We start from the raw sequence: 18189 nt of genomic DNA on the forward strand, positions 1-18189 counted from the left end.
CATGAACAGCGCCATCACGCCACCGATGCAGAAGAACGCGAACGACGTCACCAGATACAGCGTGCCGATCGTCTTGTGGTCCGTGGTCGTCAACCACTTCACGACCACGTTGCCGGGCTGCTTGCGCCGTACCGGCAGCTCGTTCTCGTACGAGTCCTCAGCTGCGGCGGCACCCTGGGGTTCGTTGGTGATGCTCACAGGTTTGTCGTCTCCCGGTTCTTCTCGTGGCTCGTCTGCGCGATGCCGGCGGGAATGTAACCGGTCTGCCCCTTCTTCACGAGGTCCTTGAGGTGCTGCTCGTAGCGCTCGGGGGAGACGACCTTCACGTTGAACAGCATCCGGGAGTGGTCGACGCCGCAGAGCTCCGCACACTTGCCCAGGAAGGTGCCCTCCTTGTTGGGGGTCACCTGGAAGGCGTTGGTGTGACCGGGGATGACGTCCTGCTTCATCAGGAACGGAACCACCCAGAAGGAGTGGATGACGTCACGTGAGGTGAGGACGAAGCGGACCGTCTTGCCCTTGGGCAGCCAGAGGGTCGGACCGGGGTTGCCGGTCTGCGGGTTCCTCGTACCGGGCGTGCCGACGTCGTAGACACCGCCGGCGTTGGCCGGGAAGTCCTTCTTGAACCGGTCCGGAATGGCCGCCAGGTTCTCGTCGGTGTTCGCGTTTCCGGTGGAACCCGGGACGTTCTCGATGTAGTTGAAGCCCCAGCTCCACTGGAAGCCCACGACGTTGACCGTCAGGTCGGGCTTCTTGGAGGTGTCGAGGAGCTTCGACTCGTCACGTGCCGTGAAGTAGAAGAGCACCGAGACGATGATCAGCGGAACCACGGTGTACAGCGCCTCGATGGGCATGTTGTACCGGGTCTGCGGAGGTACTTCGACCTTGGTGCGGCTGCGCCGGTGGAACATGGCGCTCCACAGGATCAGGCCCCAGACCAGCACGCCGGTGGCGAGCGCGGCTGCCCAGGATCCCTGCCACAGGGAGAGGATCCGCGGAGCCTCTTCCGTGGTCGGGGTGGGCATACCAAGGCGGGGGAAGTCCTTGTATGTGCAACCGGTCGCGGTCGCCAGGACCAGGCCCGCAGTCAATGCCTGCAGCAGCTTCCGCCGCAACGGGCGCCGCGGCGTGGGGGTACCGCCCGCGCCCCCCAGGGCGTGGGGGAGGTCGGAGCCGTTGGGACTCACGTAGCGCCTTCCCGAGAGTCTCGCCCGCGCGGGTTGGCTGCGGCCTGACTTCTCGGTGGTCGGTCGCCGCCCTGCGTCGGGCAGGGGTTTGGATGTTTATGCGGACCAAACCCTACTGGACGCATTTTGGGGTCGCGCGGGGAGGGTCCCCAACGCGCCGGGGGTCACCCCGAAGAGGGTTGATGAGGGCGTGGGCGCCTAATGAGGTGGGGGGTTTTGTGAGTTGGCGGGTGCGGGTTTCGTCGTGGCTGTTCGCGCAGTTCCCCGCGCCCCTTAGGCGGGACCACGTACCCCTTGGTGAGGACTTAGCGTTGGGGTGTGTCCTACTTCGATGCCGCGTCCTCAGCTCCGCTTCACCCCGTTGCTCGGCAGGCTCTGCTGGCGTCTCTCGATGAGGGGTGGGCGGATCCCGCACGTTTGTACAGGGAGGGGCGGCGGGCTCGGATGTTGCTGGATGCCGCCCGGGAGGCTGCGGCCGAGGCGGTGGGGTGTCGGGTTGATGAGCTGACCTTCACTTCATCCGGTACGCGGGCCGTGCACACCGGGGTGGCGGGGGCTCTCGCGGGGCGGCGGCGCATCGGACGTCACCTGATCGTGTCGGCGGTCGAACACTCTTCGGTGCTCCATTCGGCTGAGGACTGGGAGGCGGCGGGCGGGGCGGTGACGACCGTGGCCGTGGATCGCGCCGGTGCCGTGGCCGTCGAGGCGTACGAGGCCGCCGTACGGGCCGACACGGCGCTGGCCTGTCTTCAGTCGGCCAACCACGAGGTGGGGACCGAGCAGCCGGTGGCGGAGGTGGCCGAGGTGTGCCGGGAGGCCGGGGTGCCGTTGCTGGTGGACGCGGCACAGTCGCTCGGGTGGGGGGCCGTTCCGGGACCCTGGTCGCTGCTCGCCGCGAGTGCCCATAAATGGGGTGGGCCTTCCGGGGTCGGGCTGCTCGTCGTCCGTAAAGGGGTGCGGTTCGCGGTCCAAGGGCCCGTGGACGAGCGGGAGTCGGGGCGGGCGGCCGGGTTCGAGAACCTCCCGGCGATCGTCGCGGCGGCCGCCTCGTTGCGGGCGGTACGGGCCGAGGCGGCCCAGGAGGCGGTACGGCTGCGGGAGCTGACGGAGCGGATCCGGGCGCGGGTACCGCAACTGGTCCCGGACGTGGAGGTGGTCGGCGATCCGGTGCGGCGGCTGCCCGGCGTCGTCACGTTCTCCTGTCTCTATGTCGACGGGGAGACATTGCTGCACGAGCTGGACCGCGCCGGTTTCTCCGTCTCCTCCGGGTCGTCCTGTACGAGCAGCACGTTGACGCCGAGCCATGTGCTGCGGGCGATGGGGGTGCTGAGCGAGGGCAATGTGCGGGTGTCGCTGCCGGCCGGGACCCCGGCGGAGGAGGTCGAGCGCTTCCTGTCCGTCCTGCCGGACACGGTCGCGGCCGTACGGGAGAAGCTGGGCGCGCCGGCTCCGGTGACGGTGCGGGAGGAGGGCGCGCTCGTCGTGGACGCCCTGGGCAAGCGGTGCCCGATCCCGGTGATCGAGCTGGCGAAGGTCATCGGCGACGTCCCGGTGGGCGCCACGATCCGCGTCCTGTCGGACGACGAGGCGGCCCGCCTGGACATTCCCGCGTGGTGCGAGATGCGGGCCCAGGAGTACGTGGGCGAGGAGCCGACGGAAAAGGGAACGGCATACCTAGTCCGCCGGCTGAGCTGACCGACCTGCTTCAGGGGCGCGGGGAACTGCGCGACCAGCCCCCACGCGCCCGCAGACGACGAATCAGCCCAGATGCCCCTGAACCTCGATCGCGGCATCGTCGCCGTACGCCTTACGGAAACGGTTCATGAAGTTGGCGCGCCGGAGGGTGTACTCCTGCGTACCCACCGTCTCGATGACGAGAGTCGCCAGCATGCAGCCGACCTGCGCCGCCCGCTCCAGCGAGACCCCCCACGCCAGCCCCGACAGGAACCCCGCACGGAACGCGTCGCCGACGCCCGTGGGCTCGACCTTGGCCTCCTCGTCCGGGCAGCCGACCTCGATGGTCTCCTCGCCGACGCGCTCGATGCGTACGCCCCGGGAGCCGAGGGTCGTGACCCGGGTACCGACCTTGGCGAGGATCTCCGCGTCGGACCAGCCGGTCTTGGACTCGATGAGGCCCTTCTCGTACTCGTTCGAGAAGAGGTACGCGGCGCCGTCCAGCAGGACCTTGATGTCGTCGCCGCCCATGCGGGCGATCTGCTGGGAGAAGTCGGCGGCGAACGGGATGGACCGGGTGCGGCACTCCTCGGTGTGGCGGAGCATCGCCTCCGGGTCGTCCGCGCCGATCGAGACGAGGTCGAGGCCGCCGACGCGGTCGGCGACGGTCTTCAGCTCGATCAGCCGGGCCTCGCTCATGGCGCCGGTGTAGAAGGAGCCGATCTGGTTGTGGTCGGCGTCGGTGGTGCACACGAAACGGGCGGTGTGCAGCGTCTCGGAGATACGCACCGACTCGGTGTCCACGCCGTGGCGGTCCAGCCAGGCGCGGTACTCGTCGAAGTCGGCGCCGGCGGCCCCGACCAGGATCGGCCTGGTGCCGAGCTGGCCCATGCCGAAGGCGATGTTCGCGCCCACGCCGCCCCGGCGTACGTCGAGGTTGTCGACCAGGAAGGAGAGCGAGACCGTGTGCAACTGGTCCGCTACGAGCTGGTCGGCGAAACGGCCGGGGAAGGTCATGAGGTGGTCGGTGGCGATGGAGCCGGTGACTGCGATACGCACGGCGAGGACACTCTCCTGCGAGGGGAGGCGGGTTGACAGTTCACGCTACCCGGTCCGCGCGGGCCCGCTGTAGCGGCAAAACTACCCGATAGTAGATCTTTCTCGGCCGGGGATCCGGTGCATACGGTTCCGTTATGACGAACTTCAAGGTCCACCAGGCTCTTCAGGTCCAGCAGGTGCACTCCGACCTCGAAGGTGATCTGGCCTCGCTGCGCGGCGACTGCGCCCGGATGGCGCCGCACTGGGCGGCCCCGGACCGGATCATCACCCTGCCCGTGTCCCCGTCCCGTATCCACGGGGTGACCGTTCCGCTCTCCTCGGCGCGACTGGTGGACGCGATGCCGTACTACGGCGACTGACGGACGGCGGCTCCCGGAACCCCGCCGACCAGCGCTCGGCGGGAACCGTGCGCTCCCCCGCTGCGTCCCATCGCTGTCCCCCGTAAAGAGGACACGCTGTACGACCGGTCGGGACAACCGGGACAGCTGGGAGCCGAAGGAGCGATGCGGTGAACACCGAGCGACCCGATCACGACCCCGATCACGACCCTGCTCAGGACGACGCCGTCGCCGACGAGAAGCCGGCCGCCGAGGCCGACGGCACGGACGACACTGCCGGCACGGGCAGCACGGACGGCACCATCGAGTCCGCGCCGGACGAGAGCGGCGCGGAGCGCCCGTTCCGGCGTCGGTCCCCGGTGCTCGTCGCCTCGGTCGCCGCCGCAGTCCTGCTCGTCGGGGGTGGCGGGGCGTACCTCGCCACCAGCGTCACGAGCGGCTCGGGCGACGAACGTACGGACACGTCCGCGCCGGGCGGCGACGGCACCGCTCCCCCGCCGCTGGCCCTGGACGGCTACACCAAGGGTGGTACGGGGGACCCGAGCGGTTCGAACGGCATCGCGCCCGGCGAGCCCGACCCGAACGGGGTGACCTATCGGGCGGACGGCACGCTGCCGGCCGGGCCCGCCTCGGCGCCGGTGTACTCGGTGGCGAAGGACGAGATCAAGGCCGCCGAGGTGACCCGGCTGGCCGAGGCGCTGGGCGTCGAGGGGAAGCCGGTAGCGGAGGCCGACAGCTGGCTGGTCGGCGCCGCGAAGGACGGGACGGGTCCGATCCTGCGGGTGAGCAGGCAGGCGCCGGGGACCTGGTCCTTCAGCCGGTATCTGGCCGGCGGCTCCGACAACTGCAAGAGCACGACCAGGTGCGCGCAGGGCTCGGGCGCCGCCGGGCAGACCGTCGATCCGGTGAGCGAGGCGGTGGCGAAGAAGGCGGCGGCGCCGATCCTGAAGGCGGTCGGCCAGGACGACGCGAAGCTGGACGCGAGCAAGGTCGTGGACACGCGGCGGGCGGTGAACGCCGATCCGGTGGTCGGCGGGCTGCCCACGTACGGCTGGCCGACCGGTCTCCAGATCAGCGCGCAGGGCGAAGTGGTGGCCGGCAGCGGCCAGTTGACGACACCGGTGAAGGGTGACACTTACCCTGTGCTCGGCGCCAAGGCCACGCTGGCCCTGCTCAATGAGCCGGGGGCGGCCGCGAGCCCCGAGCACCGTATGGGCATCGGGGGCTGCGCGAGTCCCGTACCGCTGAAGGACCGCCTGGAGGCGCCCTGCGGTACGACGACGGGGACGGCACGGCAGAAGGAGTCGCTCACCGTCGACAAGGCGGTGTTCGGGCTGGCCTCGCACTCCGTGTCCGGGCGGCCGGCGCTGGTGCCGTCGTGGCTGTTCGAGGTACGGCCGCAGGGTGCCGCCGAGTCCTACACGGTGACATATCCGGCGATCGACCCCCGCTATCTGGCCGGAGCCGGCTCCGATTCGGGTTCCGGGCCGAGCGCGGAGCCGTCCCCGACGGGCGGGACGCTGACGCAGGACGTGAGGATCGAGGGCTACACGGTCTCCGGCGACGGCAAGGAGCTGACCGTGGGTTTCTGGGCCGGGGCGTGCAGCAAGTACTCGGCCTCGGTGAAGGAGGACGAGGCGGACGGGGGCAAGGGTGGCCAGGTGAGGGTGACCGTGACCTCGACCAGCGAGAAGGGCAAGGCCTGCATCCTGATCGCGAAGGCGGGATACGAGACCGTGCGGCTCAACGAGCCGCTGGGCGACCGGAAGGTCGTGGGAGCGGACGGACAGGCGATCCCCGAGGGTGATTTCGCCAAGAAATAGCGAGACACGGTCGGCCCGGATACGCGTGAAGGCGGCGCCCCCTTTGGAGGGGGCGCCGCCTTCACGTGGTGGCCGGTGACACCTGCGGTGCCTGTGGCCTACTGCCTAGCTGAACGAGTCACCGCAGGCGCAGGAGCCCGTCGCGTTCGGGTTGTCGATCGTGAAGCCCTGCTTCTCGATGGTGTCGACGAAGTCGATCGAGGCGCCGCCGAGGTAGGGGGCGCTCATGCGGTCGGTGACCACCTTCACACCGTCGAAGTCCTTGACGACGTCACCGTCGAGGGAACGCTCGTCGAAGAACAGCTGGTAACGCAGACCCGAGCAACCGCCGGGCTGAACCGCGACACGCAGGGCGAGGTCCTCGCGGCCTTCCTGGTCGAGCAGGGCCTTGACCTTCGCCGCGGCGGCGTCGGACAGGATGATGCCGTCGGTGACGGTGCTGGTCTCGTCCGATACGGACATCTACATCTCTCCCGGGTTGTACGGAGACTGCTTGCCGACGATTGCAACCGGCGGGGCCGCGGATTCATTCCGGGCCGAGAGTCTGTGTCTTTTCGTCGCTCTTCTTCTCCATGCTCGCACACGCGCGGAAGGGCGAACAGCGACCTGTGGACAGGCTCCCAGCGGGGCGCGGTCGGGCGCCGGGATTCATGTCACATCGACGCTATGAACCTCGTCAAAGTGACGTGAAGGGGTTACGATAGATAGCGTCAATTCGACGAAAAGACTTGAACGGTAGAACAGAAAGGGTGCGTGTCGTGACCACCGCCCAGACCCAGGATCTCGACGTACAGCCCACGCCCCTCGCCCTGCTGCTCCTCGGCCGCGAGGCCGACCCGCGGAGCGAGCGTGGCGTGGAGTGTCCCGGTGACCTGCCCTCCCCCTCCGACCCGGACCTGGTGGCACGTGCCCGTGCGGCAAAGGAGAGGCTCGGCGACAAGGTCTTCGTCCTCGGCCACCACTACCAGCGCGACGAGGTCATCCAGTTCGCGGACGTCACGGGTGACTCCTTCAAGCTGGCCCGGGACGCGGCGGCGCGTCCGGAGGCGGAGTACATCGTGTTCTGCGGTGTGCACTTCATGGCGGAGTCGGCGGACATCCTGACGTCGGACGCCCAGCAGGTGGTCCTGCCCGACCTGGCCGCCGGCTGCTCGATGGCGGACATGGCGACGGCCGAACAGGTCGCCGAGTGCTGGGACGTCCTGACGGAGGCCGGGGTGGCCGACCAGGTCGTGCCCGTGTCCTACATGAACTCCTCGGCGGACATCAAGGCGTTCACCGGCAAGCACGGCGGCACGATCTGCACGTCGTCGAACGCCGAGCGCGCCCTCGAGTGGGCCTTCGAGCAAGGCGAGAAGGTCCTGTTCCTGCCGGACCAGCACCTGGGCCGCAACACGGCGGTACGGGACATGGGGATGTCGCTCGACGACTGCGTCCTCTACAACCCGCACAAGCCGAACGGCGGCCTGACGGCGCAGCAGTTGCGCGACGCGAAGATGATCCTGTGGCGCGGCCACTGCTCGGTGCACGGCCGCTTCTCGCTGGACTCGGTCAACGACGTCCGCGAACGCATCCCGGGTGTGAACGTGCTGGTCCACCCGGAGTGCAAGCACGAGGTGGTGGAGGCGGCGGACTACGTCGGCTCGACGGAGTACATCATCAAGGCGCTGGAGGCGGCCCCGGCCGGCTCCAAGTGGGCCATCGGCACGGAACTGAACCTGGTACGCCGCCTGGCGAACCGTTTCGCGCCCGAGGGCAAGGAGATCGTCTTCCTCGACAAGACGGTCTGCTTCTGCTCGACCATGAACCGCATCGACCTCCCCCACCTGGTCTGGACCCTGGAGTCCCTGGCCGACGGCAAGCTGGTGAACCGCATACAGGTGGACAGCGAGACGGAGAAGTTCGCGAAGCTGGCCCTGGAGCGGATGCTGGCGCTGCCGTAGGCGGCGCCGCCCGTGTCTGTTCGGATGCGGTCTCGTTCTTAGGGATGTACATCTTAGAGATACATCCCTAAGAACGAATCACGAGGTGGCTGTGCCGCGACTGCCCCACCGCAGCATCCCCAAGCCCTCCCATATCTTTGAACGCGACTGGGAGTGGAGCGAGCTGACCGCATTCGCCTCCAACGGGGACCCCGGACCGCGTCTCGCGGTCGTATCCGGGCGTCGCCGCCAGGGGAAGAGCTTTTTGCTCGAAGCCCTCGCCAAGGCAACCGACGGCTTCTACTTCGCCGCAGTCGAGGGCACACAGGCCGAGGCACTGATGTTGCTCGGCAAGGAGATCGCGCGCTTCACCGATGCTCCGGTGCCACCCCGCCCCCAGGACTGGACCGAGGCGCTGGAACTGCTCTTCGACCTGGCCGCGCAGCGCCCCGTCCCGATCGTCATCGACGAGTTCCCCTATCTGGTCCGGGGCGACGCCTCCCTCCCATCCCGCCTCCAGCGGGCCATCGGGGTCCGCGCGGGCCGCCATCTGCGCCGCCACCCCCGCATCCTCCTCTGCGGCAGCGCGATGTCGTTCATGGGCGGGCTGCTGTCCGGTACGTCCCCGCTGTACGGCCGCGCGGGACTCGACCTCGTCGTGCACTCCCTCGGCTACCGGGAAGCAGCCAGGTTCTGGGACATCACCGACCCGAGGCTCGCCGTCCTCACCCACTCGGTGGTCGGCGGCACCCCCGCCTACCGACGGGAGTTCGTGGACGACGACGCGCCGACAGGACTGAACGACTTCGACGACTGGGTCTGCCGTACGGCCCTCAACCCGGCCCGTCCCCTTTACGGCGAGACGGAGTTCCTGCTGGCCGCGGAACCGGACGTACGCGATCGCGCGCTCTACCACTCCGTCCTCGCGGCGGTCGCGGCCGGCAACCACACCAGCGGTGGCATCGCGAGCGCGGTGGGCCGCAAGGCGACGGACATCTCCCAGCCGCTGACGGTACTCAGGCGCTGCGGGCTGCTCACCGTGGAACCGGACGCCTTCCGCGGCAACCGCAGCGCGTACCGCATCGCCGAACCGCTGATCACGTTCCATCACGCGGTGGTACGCCCGAACCAGGCCCGCCTCACCCGTCGCAACTACGCGGCGCCGGCCTGGGCACTGTCACAGGACACGTTCCTGAGCAAGGTGGTGGGCCCACACTTCGAGCACCTGTGCCGCGAGTGGGTCTCCTGGCACGCGGAACCCGAGACCTTCGGCGGCCTGCCCATCGACGTCACCTCGGGAACCGTCCCCGATCCGGCCGCGCGTACCTCCCACGAGGTCGACGTCGTCGTACGCGGCGCCGTGGGCCAGGATCACGGCATCCTGCTGTCGGTCGGCGAGGCGAAGTGGAACAAGGTGATGGACGTACGCCACCTCGAACGCCTCCGGCACATCATCAAACTCCTGGCGGCGCGCGGCATCGACACGAGCCATGTCCGCCCGGCCTGTTACAGCGGCCTCGGGTTCTCGGCGGAGCTGCGGGCGGCGGGGGAACGCGGGGAGGTCGTCCTCGTAGACCTGGAGCGGCTGTACGGCGGGGCGTAGCCGCGCCAACGCGACGAGACTGCGCCGAGGGGCCTGTGTGAACCCGGTGAACCTGTGCGCCTGTTCAGTCGCAGTTGACGTCGCCGGTGACGCCTGGGAGTGAGGTCACCCTGAGCTTGGCTCGATTCTCTCGAGAAGAGCGATGATTTGTTGCTTGCGCCGCCCCGGAGGGAAGGCCCAGATTCCGCTAAGTCCTTCCAGCAGCGATACACATTTATCTGGATGGCCGAGTAGCGGGAGCCCGCTTCTCTCACTGAGGATATTGAAAAGATCCTCGATTACCTTCCGATGCCATCTTCTTCTCTGCCTTGAGGAGTCGACATCAAACCACCATGAAAGGCTTGGTCCCGACTTGAGATGGATCCACATTCGAGATTCCTTGGCAGCCAGACTGGACCCTGTAGCGCCTCCGACAGAGGCCGCAAGATAAAGCATGCCCCCCAAGAAGCGGCGTATTGGCGTGACGGAAAAGCTCACAGTCAATCGATCAATCGAGTCCCACTGAATCAGTGGCGAAACCGATCGCGAGACACCCTCGCCAGAAAATTTCGGAGTGTACTCGCCGTCAGCCATTCCGAGGAAGAGACGTTCCGACGTGGACTCCAATGGCCCGTACTTCACGCTTGGCATCTGATAATCACCAATACTGTCGTGAGCATTGGCGCTCCCGCCGGGACAGGGGCGACAGAGCCGTCCTGGGCGGTGCGTCCTGGGCAGCGGAGCGGCCTCAGTCCGAGCAACTGGCCGCGGAACCGTCGGCCGTGGAGGTGATGGCTACGCGATAGCCGGCTCCGGAGCTGAATTCCGGTCCGGTCTTACTCTCCTCCGCGTCGAGGATCTCCTTGGTCAGGAAGAAGACGTCCAGCATCGTCGCGTCCTCCGCCTTGCCACGAGTGAAGCACAGGCTCGCGGGCCGATCCTGCTTCGCGGATTGCTGGGTGGCCTGAGAAGGCTTCCAGCCTTCGCGCTCCGCTGCGGCGCGGTAGTGCTGGGTCACATCGGCCTTGTCACCGGGGAAGACGTAGGTCCGCTCGGCATGCAACCATGCCTCGCCACTGTCCTCCCAGCAGTCGGCCTCGAGATTCTCGAAGCCTTGCGGCACGATCGCACCTTGAGGCCGAGAGTCGAGAATGCCGTATGCCTTCAGCTCGTCAACCCGGCTCTCGGTACCCTCGCAGCCCGAAGCGGAAGCCTCTTCAAGAGCCTGGCACCCGGTGAGAGTTCCGGTCGCCAACATAGCCGTCAGCAGGAGAGCGGCGCGCCAGCCGGTTCCCTTACGAGGTGTCAAGCCAACTCCACTACCTGGTACCGAAAACGAAGGGCTAGTGAGATTACCAGCTCTTTCCCACCCCAGTGTTGACGCAGCTCCCTTACCCCTTGGGGATGCTCAGCCCTCCGGCAGCCGCGCCCCCCGACTGACGGCGATCCGCAACGCGTCCCCCAACGCCTCGGCAAGCCGTACCCCTGTGAACCTCAACTCCCGCTCCCCCACGCCCTCCCCGGCAAGCAACGGCTTCGCCTGGTCGAGTACGAACTCCGCCGAGTCGAGCAGTTCCGCCTCCAACTCGTCCGCCAGGCACGACAGTCGACTGTTCGGGTCGTCCGTGCTGAGGTAGCACGGGCCGCCCTCCGGTGTCGTCCACGGCAGTAGCCGTAGCTGCGCACCCATTCCGTCGCGCATCATCACGTGACTCCCTTCAATTACCTTTTGTGCCTATATCGTCACCGTGTGACACGCATGCCCAACAGGGGTTCCGTGTCCCAGCGTTGAGATCGGGACGATCGGAACAAGAGACCCGGAACGAGGGGCGCGACCGATGACGTTCAAGCCACAGCAACTGACCCCGTACCACTCCGCCCGCCACTACTTCGGTGCGGAGCAGCGACGTCATCGTGAGGCGGCGCGGCTGTCGCTCGTACAGTTGGCGGACATCCTCAGCTCCAGCAAGAGCACGCTCGCGCGTATCGCGACAGCGGAACTGATGCCGCCCCCGGACCTACCAGCCCGGCTCGACGTGGCGTTCGGTACGGACAAGCACTTCCACGGGCTGTATCAACTGGCCAAGCGGGAGGCCCATCCGGACCAGTACCGCCGGTACATGGACTTCGAGGGCCATGCCGAAGTCATCGAGCAGTACGGGGCGCAGGCCATCCCGGGTCTGTTGCAGACGAGGGCGTACGCGCGGGCATTCCTTGGTTGTCAGGAGGATCTCTCCGAGGCCCGGATCGAGGAGCGCGTCAACGCGCGCATGTCGCGGCAGGAGCGCCAGCGTTCGGACGCGCCGCCGTACCGGTGGGCGATTCTTGACGAGGCCGTACTCCGGCGACCGATGGGGAGCGGGGAATGCATGTACGAACAGCTGGCTTCGCTGCTCAAGCAGGTGAATACTCCGGACAGTAAGGTTCAGGTCATGCCCTTCAGCGCGGGCTCGCACTCGTTGCTGGGTGGGGCACTGACCCTGCTCACGCTCGCAGACGGCACTGTGGTGGCGTACGAGGAGGGCATCGAGGCCGGTCATCTCTACGAGGACCAGAACGCGGTGAAGAGATGGCGGCGACAGTACGAACTGCTGCGGGCCAACGCTCTCTCGCCGACGGAATCGGCGGAGTTGATCCGGAAGGTTATGGAGGACTACAAGTCATGCGACACACCCCCGAGTTGAGCTCCGCCCGCTGGCGCAGGAGCAGTTACAGCAACTCCAACGGGGGCGAATGCGTCGAGATCGCCGAGAGCTTCCCCGGCGTCGTCCCCGTCCGCGACAGCAAGAACCCCAACCCCCAAGGCCCCGTGCTCCTCGTCCCAGCCACCGTCTGGGACACCTTCGTCAACTCCCTGAAGGCGTAAGACAGAACGAAAGGACGGGCCGGGTCGCGTAACGCCACCCGGCCCGTACCCATCACCCCTCAGTCACTCACACCTTCGCCGGCTCCCGAACCTCCGGCTTCGGTTGCCGCTTTGCCGCCTTCTTCTTCGCCCGGCGTTCCTTTCGCAGCTCGACCATCGCGTACAGCGTCGGGACCAGGAGCAGGGTCAGGAGTGTCGACGTGATCAGGCCACCGATGACCACCACCGCCAGTGGCTGCGCGATGAAGCCGCCCTCGCCCGTCACGCCCAACGCCATCGGGAGGAGGGCGAAGATGGTCGCCAGGGCCGTCATCAGGATCGGGCGGAGACGGTGGCGGCCGCCTTCGACCACCGCTTCCACGACTCCGTACCCCTGGTTTCGGTACTGGTTGATGAGGTCGATCAGCACGATCGCGTTCGTCACCACGATGCCGATCAGCATCAGCATGCCGATCATCGCCGGGACGCCCATCGGGGTGCCCGTGGCGACCAGGAGGCCGATCGCGCCCGTTGCCGCGAACGGGATCGACACCAGGAGGATCAGTGGCTGGATGAGGGAACGGAATGTGGCTACCAGGAGCATGAAGACGATCGCGATCGCCGCCAGCATCGCCAGCGCCAGGTTCTTGAACGCGGAGTCCTGGTCCGACGAGACGCCGCCGATCTCCGCCGTCGCGCCCGCGGGGAGCTTGAGGGCGTCCAGCTTCGAGGTGAGGTCGGCGCTCACCGCGCCCGTGTTGTCGCCGGTCGGGCGGGCCGTGATCGTCGCGGCCCGCTGGCCGTCGATCCGGGTCATCGAGACCGGGCCCTCGACGAGTTTCACGTCGGCGATGTCGCCCAGCTTCACCGCGCCCAGCCGCAGCGCCCTCAGCTCGGCCAGCGTCCCGGCCGGCTTCGCCGGCTCGATGACGACATCGCGCTCGGTGTCGTCCAGAGTGGCCTTGGCCGCCGTCGTGCCCTTGACGGCCTCGGCCACCGCCGCGCCCAGCGTCTGCTGGTTGTAACCGGCCCCCGCCGCCTGGGAGTTGGCCCGTACCGAGATCCGCGGCACGCTCTGCGCCAGGTTGCTGGTGACGTCGGTGACGTCGTCCAGGCCCGCCACTGTGTCACGGACTTCGTCCGCTGCCTTGCGCAGGATCTCGCCGTCGGCCGCCTTCACGACCACCTTGAGGTCCTGGCTGCCGAAGCCGTCACCGGCCGCGATCGTCGTCGTACCGATGCCGGAGAGCTTCGAGAGGCCTTCCTCGATGCTGTCCTGGACGTCGTCCGCCGACGCCGAGTCCTCCAGCATGACCTGGTAGGAGGCCTGGTTGGTGTCGGTGCCGCCGCCGAAGGCCGCCAGGAAGCCGGACGAGCCGATCGTCACCTGGTAGTCCTTGACGCCCTTGACGTCCGCGAGCAGCTGCTCGACCTTCTTCGCCTGGACATCCGTGGCCGCCAGGCTCGTGCCCGGCTTCAACTGCTGCTTGACGGTGAGGACTTCCTGCTCGCCCTGGTCGAAGAAGTTCGTCTTCAGGAGCGGGGCCATGCCGAAGGTGCCGATCAGGACGACCGCCGCGATGGCCACGCTCGTCAGACGGCGGCGAGTGGCGAAGCGCAGGACCGGGACGTACACGCGCTGGAGCCTGCTCTTCGCCTCCTTCTCCTCCGCGAGCCTGCGGGCCTCGTCGGCGTCGTCCGGGGTGTCCTTCGGGGCGCGCAGGAACCAGTAGGAGAGGACCGGGACGACGGTGAGGGAGACCAGGAGCGACGCCAGCAGGGCCGCCGTCACCGTCAGGCTGAACGCGCCGAACAGCTGGCCGACCATGCCGCCGACCAGGCCGATGGGGAGGAAGACGGCGACCGTGGTGAGTGTCGAGGACGTGACCGCGCCCGCTACCTCCCGGACGGCCTTGAGGATCGCCTCCTGGCGCTCCTCGCCGTAGCCGAGGTGCCGCTTGATGTTCTCCAGGACCACGATCGAGTCGTCGACGACCCGGCCGATCGCGATCGTCAGCGCGCCCAGCGTCAGCATGTTCAGGGAGAGGTCCCTGGTCCACAGGACGATCAGGGCGAGGACGACCGAGAGGGGGATCGAGACCGCCGTGACGAGGGTCGAGCGGATCGACGCCAGGAAGACCAGGATGACGATCACCGCGAAGAGCAGACCGAGGCCTCCCTCCGTCGTCAGGCCCTTGATGGACTTCGCCACCGCCGGGCCCTGGTCGCTGACCACCGTGATCTCGGCGTCGGACCCCAGGTCCTTACGCATGTCGGCGAGTTTGTCCTCGACCGCGTTCGAGATCGACACCGCGCTGCCGTCGTTGTCCATCGTGACGGTGACGGCGAGGCTCGGCTTGCCGTCCGTACGCGTGATCGAGTCGGCCTTCGCGGACTCCTGCTTGACGGTCGCCACGTCGGCGAGGCGCACCGGCCTGGTGGTGGAACCGGGCGCGCCCGTGACCATCAGGTCCGCGATCTGCTCCACCGAGGTGTAGCCGCCGCCGACCTGGACCGTGCGGTTGGTGCCGGCCTCGTCGAACGAGCCCGCCGGGACGGTCGCGCCGCCTGCCTGGAGTGCCTGGGCGAGGGAGGTGGTGGTCAGCCCCGCCGCCGTCAGCTTCTTGTCGTCGGGGGTGACGGTGACCTGGACGTCCCGTACGCCGTTGACCGTGACCTGGCCGACGCCGTCGATGGCGCGCAGGTCGGGGACCACCGTGTGGTCGAGCCGGTCGGCGAGGGCCTGCTGGTCCTCGTCGGAGGTGACGGCGAGGACGACGGTGGGGATGTCGTCCGTCGAACCGGCGACGACCTGCGGGTCCACGTCGTCCGGGAGCAGCACGCGCGCCCGGTTGACGGCCTGCTGGACGTCGGCGACGAGCTGCTTGGTGTCGTTGCCGTACTCGAAGGACGCCGTGATCAGGGCGTTGCCCTCGCTGGCGGTGGAGGTGACTCCGGTGATGCCGTCGACGCCTTCGAGGTTGTCCTCGATGGGCTCGACGACCTGCTTCTCGACCACGTCGGGGGACGCGCCCTGGTACGGCGCCAGGACGGACACCACCGGGAGTTCGATGGTCGGCAGCAGCTGTTGCTTGAGCTGCGGTATCGCTATCGCTCCGAAGACGATCGCGACGATCGACATCAGGCCTATCAGGGCCCGTTGCGCGAGGCTGAACCTGGACAGCCAGGACATGGGTGAGGGTCTCTCTTCTGTGTCTCTTCTGCGGCCTGAGCGGAGGAAGGGGCACACATGTGAGCGCCCGCCCCTACACCCTGAGCCATGGGAGACCCCTGTTTCCTAGCCCCCAGGTCCCGTTTGCTCACCCGGTCCCTACTCCGGCCGCAGTACACTCCGTGAAGCTCACTCCACCCTTGGACGTACCAGTCCCGACTCGTAGGCGATGACGACCAGCTGCGCCCTGTCCCGGGCGCCCAGCTTGGCCATGGCCCGGTTCACGTGCGTCTTCACCGTCAGCGGGCTGACCTCCAGCCGCTCCGCGATCTCGTCGTTCGAGTGCCCGCCGGCCACCTGCACCAGCACCTCGCGCTCCCGCCCGGTCAGCGCGTCCAGCCGCTCGGCGCGGGCCGGGTCGCGGCTGTCGTCCAGTACGTCCCCCTGGGCGAGGAACTGGGCGATCAGCCCCTTGGTCGCGGCCGGGGAGAGAAGTGCCTCGCCGCCGGCGGCGACCCGGATGGCGTTGAGCAGTTCCTCGGGCTCGGAGCCCTTGCCGAGGAACCCGGACGCGCCCGCGCGCAGCGACTGCACCACGTACTCGTCGACCTCGAACGTCGTCAGCATCACCACCCGTACATGCGCGAGCCCCGGATCCGCGCTGATCAGCCGGGTCGCGGCCAGTCCGTCGGTGCCCGGCATCCGGATGTCCATCAGTACGACGTCGGCGCGCTGCTCCCGCGCGAGACGCACCGCTTCCGCCCCGTCGGACGCCTCCCCGACGACCTCCATGTCGGACTCCGAGTCCACGAGCACGCGGAAGGCGCTGCGCAGGAGTGCCTGGTCGTCGGCGAGCAGGACACGGATCGTCATGGGCGGTCCTCGTTCGATCGGCGCATCGGCGTGTGTATGGCTACGGACATGCGGTCATGCGGTGGTGGCGGGGGTGCCGGTGGTGTCCGCGGCACGCGAACTGGTCTTCACGGGCAGGATCGCATGCACCCGGAAGCCGCCTCCGTAGCGGGGACCCGCGGTGCAGCCGCCGCCGACCGCGGTGACCCGCTCGCGCATGCCGAGCAGCCCGTGCCCGCCGCCCTCCTCCGGTGCGTTCTTCCGCCCGGGGCCGTTGTCGAGGACGGTGATCTCGATGTTCGGCCCCACCCGTACGACGCTGACCTCGGCCTTCGCCTCCGGTCCCGCGTGTTTCTGTACGTTCGTCAGGGCCTCCTGGATCACCCGGTAGGCGGCCAGGTCGATGGCCGCCGGGAGGGTGGTGTCCTGGTCGGCGCGGGCGACCTCGACCCGGAGTCCGGCGTTGTGGAAGGTGCCGACCAGCTCGTCGAGCCGGTGCAGACCGGGCGCGGGCTCGGTCGGCGCCTCCGGGTCCCCGGACTGGCGCAGCAGTCCGACGGTCGCGCGCAGCTCGTTCAGCGCCGAGCGGCTGGCCTCCCGTACGTGGGCGAGGGCCTCCTTGGCCTGGTCGGGGCGCTTGTCCATGACGTGCGCGGCGACTCCGGCCTGGACATTGACGAGGGCGATGTGGTGGGCGACCACGTCGTGCAGGTCGCGAGCGATGCGCAGCCGCTCCTCGGCGACCCGGCGACGGGCCTCCTCCTCGCGGGTGCGCTCCGCTCGCTCGGCGCGCTCTCTTATGGCGTCGACGAAGGCACGGCGACTGCGTACGGCGTCCCCGGCGGTCGCGGCCATGCCGGTCCAGGCGAAGATGCCGAGGTTTTCCTGCGCGTACCAGGGCAAGGGGCCGGCGAGCATCGCGGAACCGGTGAGGACGGTCATCGTGAGCAGGCCGACGCGCCAGCTGGTGGTGCGGTCGGTGGTGGACGCGACGGTGTAGAGGGCGATCACCGCGGACATGGCGACGGGGGCACGGGGGTCGGCGGTGACCGACTCGACGAGGGAGGCGGTGCCGGTGAACGCGAGCACCTTCATGGGGGCGCGGCGGCGGAGGACGAGCGCGGCGGCGCCGAGCACCATGAGGACCAGGCTGAGGGGGTCGGGGGTGCGGGCGGTCCAGGCGCCGCGGTCCTGCCCGTGGGGGTCGACGAAGGAGGCGCCCAGCATGCAGAGGAGGACGGCTGCGGCGAGGGCGACGTCCAGTGCGAGGGGGTGCGCTTTGAGGTGGCTCCGGGCGTGTTGGAGCGGGGTCACGTGTGTCAAGGTAGCTCACCTGGGCGTCGCTGGGGACTGCCGTCCCCAGGCCCCTGCTCCGGCCCTGAACGGGCCTTGTCCTCAATCGCCGGACGGGCTGAAAAGCACCATCTCACCCCGGAATCAAGCCGTCATCGCCCAGCAGCTCCCGGACCTCCTCCAGTGTCGCGTCCGGCGACGGGAGGATCAGCTCCGAGGGTTCCAGGGAGTCGTCCGGCAGGGGGTCGCCCAGTTCACGGACCTTGGCCAGGAGGGCGTGGAGGGTGCGGCGGAAGCCGGGGCCGTCGCCGGTCTCCATCTCCGCCAGGAGTACGTCGTCCAGCTTGTCCAGTTCGGTGAGGTGGCCGTCCGCCAGCCTCACCTGGCCCTCCCCCATGATCCGTACGATCATGTCGCCCTCCTCAGGCGTGGCCCACTGCGT

16 protein-coding genes and 1 pseudogene are annotated in these 18189 nt (G+C 68.4%); 7 read left to right on the forward strand and 10 right to left on the reverse strand.

Translation table 11 applies throughout. The annotated features are described in order from the left end of the window. Both PV396_RS43170 and coxB read right to left on the reverse strand, forming a co-directional pair. A pseudogene (locus tag PV396_RS43170) lies at nt 1-198 on the reverse strand (cytochrome ubiquinol oxidase subunit I); the annotation flags it as partial. Next, the gene (gene coxB, locus PV396_RS43175) at nt 195-1187 is read right to left on the reverse strand and encodes a cytochrome c oxidase subunit II (protein WP_319213850.1); all 993 of its coding nucleotides are present in this window, start codon (nt 1185-1187) and stop codon (nt 195-197) included. The pseudogene PV396_RS43170 and the gene coxB, both read right to left, overlap by 4 nt. Before the next feature lie 318 nt (nt 1188-1505). Here coxB and PV396_RS43180 point away from each other — a divergent pair, with 318 nt between their 5' ends. Continuing rightward, nucleotides 1506-2882 (forward strand): cysteine desulfurase/sulfurtransferase TusA family protein, encoded by a 1377-nt coding sequence (locus tag PV396_RS43180; protein ID WP_319213851.1) that lies wholly within the window; start codon nt 1506-1508, stop codon nt 2880-2882. 63 nt (nt 2883-2945) lie between these two features. On the opposite strand, the gene PV396_RS43185 is transcribed toward PV396_RS43180, so the two are convergent. Then, complete coding sequence (locus PV396_RS43185) at nt 2946-3920, reverse strand: carbohydrate kinase family protein (protein WP_319213852.1); 975 nt, start codon at nt 3918-3920, stop codon at nt 2946-2948. A 134-nt stretch (nt 3921-4054) separates the two neighbouring features. Here PV396_RS43185 and PV396_RS43190 point away from each other — a divergent pair, with 134 nt between their 5' ends. After that, entirely contained in the window at nt 4055-4279 is a 225-nt protein-coding gene (locus PV396_RS43190) for a hypothetical protein (RefSeq protein ID WP_319213853.1), read from the forward strand. Between the two features lie 149 nt (nt 4280-4428). Further along, complete coding sequence (locus tag PV396_RS43195) at nt 4429-6081, forward strand: hypothetical protein (protein WP_319213854.1); 1653 nt, start codon at nt 4429-4431, stop codon at nt 6079-6081. Between the two features lie 105 nt (nt 6082-6186). On the opposite strand, the gene erpA is transcribed toward PV396_RS43195, so the two are convergent. Next, the gene (erpA, locus tag PV396_RS43200) at nt 6187-6543 is read right to left on the reverse strand and encodes an iron-sulfur cluster insertion protein ErpA (protein ID WP_030039301.1); all 357 of its coding nucleotides are present in this window, start codon (nt 6541-6543) and stop codon (nt 6187-6189) included. A gap of 296 nt (nt 6544-6839) precedes the next feature. Here erpA and nadA point away from each other — a divergent pair, with 296 nt between their 5' ends. Both nadA and PV396_RS43210 read left to right on the forward strand, forming a co-directional pair. Continuing rightward, complete coding sequence (nadA, locus tag PV396_RS43205; protein ID WP_319213855.1) at nt 6840-8024, forward strand: quinolinate synthase NadA; 1185 nt, start codon at nt 6840-6842, stop codon at nt 8022-8024. A gap of 85 nt (nt 8025-8109) precedes the next feature. Next, the gene (locus PV396_RS43210) at nt 8110-9606 is read left to right on the forward strand and encodes an ATP-binding protein (RefSeq protein WP_319213856.1); all 1497 of its coding nucleotides are present in this window, start codon (nt 8110-8112) and stop codon (nt 9604-9606) included. 727 nt (nt 9607-10333) lie between these two features. Here the strand turns inward: PV396_RS43210 and PV396_RS43215 are convergent. Together PV396_RS43215 and PV396_RS43220 are read right to left on the reverse strand one after the other, a co-directional pair. Beyond that, entirely contained in the window at nt 10334-10894 is a 561-nt protein-coding gene (locus PV396_RS43215) for a hypothetical protein (RefSeq protein ID WP_319213857.1), read from the reverse strand. Nucleotides 10895-10993: 99 nt separating this feature from the next. After that, a complete protein-coding gene (locus PV396_RS43220) occupies nt 10994-11290 on the reverse strand; it encodes a hypothetical protein (protein ID WP_319213858.1) in 297 nt (98 codons plus the stop codon). Nucleotides 11291-11423: 133 nt separating this feature from the next. On the opposite strand from PV396_RS43220, the gene PV396_RS43225 reads away from it, so the two are divergent. Then, nucleotides 11424-12269, forward strand: a complete 846-nt coding sequence (locus PV396_RS43225) for a helix-turn-helix transcriptional regulator (RefSeq protein ID WP_319213859.1) — start codon at nt 11424-11426, stop codon at nt 12267-12269. Beyond that, nucleotides 12248-12451 carry a DUF397 domain-containing protein gene (locus PV396_RS43230; protein WP_319213860.1) on the forward strand — a complete coding sequence of 68 codons (204 nt, stop codon included), beginning with the start codon at nt 12248-12250 and terminating at the stop codon, nt 12449-12451. Before PV396_RS43225 ends, PV396_RS43230 begins: the two co-directional genes overlap by 22 nt. 67 nt (nt 12452-12518) lie before the next feature. On the opposite strand, the gene PV396_RS43235 is transcribed toward PV396_RS43230, so the two are convergent. From PV396_RS43235 to pspAA, 4 genes are all read right to left on the reverse strand, one after another. Then, nucleotides 12519-15623 carry an efflux RND transporter permease subunit gene (locus PV396_RS43235; protein ID WP_319213861.1) on the reverse strand — a complete coding sequence of 1035 codons (3105 nt, stop codon included), beginning with the start codon at nt 15621-15623 and terminating at the stop codon, nt 12519-12521. A gap of 168 nt (nt 15624-15791) precedes the next feature. Then, nucleotides 15792-16475, reverse strand: coding sequence for a response regulator transcription factor (locus tag PV396_RS43240; protein ID WP_319213862.1), 684 nt, complete (start codon nt 16473-16475; stop codon nt 15792-15794). 54 nt (nt 16476-16529) lie between these two features. After that, complete coding sequence (locus PV396_RS43245; RefSeq protein WP_319213863.1) at nt 16530-17768, reverse strand: sensor histidine kinase; 1239 nt, start codon at nt 17766-17768, stop codon at nt 16530-16532. Nucleotides 17769-17880: 112 nt separating this feature from the next. Beyond that, nucleotides 17881-18159, reverse strand: a complete 279-nt coding sequence (gene pspAA, locus PV396_RS43250) for a PspA-associated protein PspAA (RefSeq protein ID WP_319213864.1) — start codon at nt 18157-18159, stop codon at nt 17881-17883. Nucleotides 18160-18189: the final 30 nt, after the last annotated feature.

Source organism: Streptomyces sp. ME02-8801-2C, assembly GCF_033793965.1.
Lineage (GTDB): Bacteria > Actinomycetota > Actinomycetes > Streptomycetales > Streptomycetaceae > Streptomyces.

What these genes read in the sequence shown, in the direction of transcription:
- PV396_RS43190 (WP_319213853.1), top strand. Translation starts at nt 4,055, where the DNA reads ATGACGAACTTCAAGGTCCACCAGGCTCTTCAGGTCCAGCAGGTGCAC.
- erpA (WP_030039301.1), bottom strand. Translation starts at nt 6,543, where the DNA reads ATGTCCGTATCGGACGAGACCAGCACCGTCACCGACGGCATCATCCTG.
- PV396_RS43220 (WP_319213858.1), bottom strand. Translation starts at nt 11,290, where the DNA reads ATGATGCGCGACGGAATGGGTGCGCAGCTACGGCTACTGCCGTGGACG.
- PV396_RS43225 (WP_319213859.1), top strand. Translation starts at nt 11,424, where the DNA reads ATGACGTTCAAGCCACAGCAACTGACCCCGTACCACTCCGCCCGCCAC.
- PV396_RS43230 (WP_319213860.1), top strand. Translation starts at nt 12,248, where the DNA reads ATGCGACACACCCCCGAGTTGAGCTCCGCCCGCTGGCGCAGGAGCAGT.
- PV396_RS43235 (WP_319213861.1), bottom strand. Translation starts at nt 15,623, where the DNA reads ATGTCCTGGCTGTCCAGGTTCAGCCTCGCGCAACGGGCCCTGATAGGC.
- PV396_RS43240 (WP_319213862.1), bottom strand. Translation starts at nt 16,475, where the DNA reads ATGACGATCCGTGTCCTGCTCGCCGACGACCAGGCACTCCTGCGCAGC.
- pspAA (WP_319213864.1), bottom strand. Translation starts at nt 18,159, where the DNA reads ATGATCGTACGGATCATGGGGGAGGGCCAGGTGAGGCTGGCGGACGGC.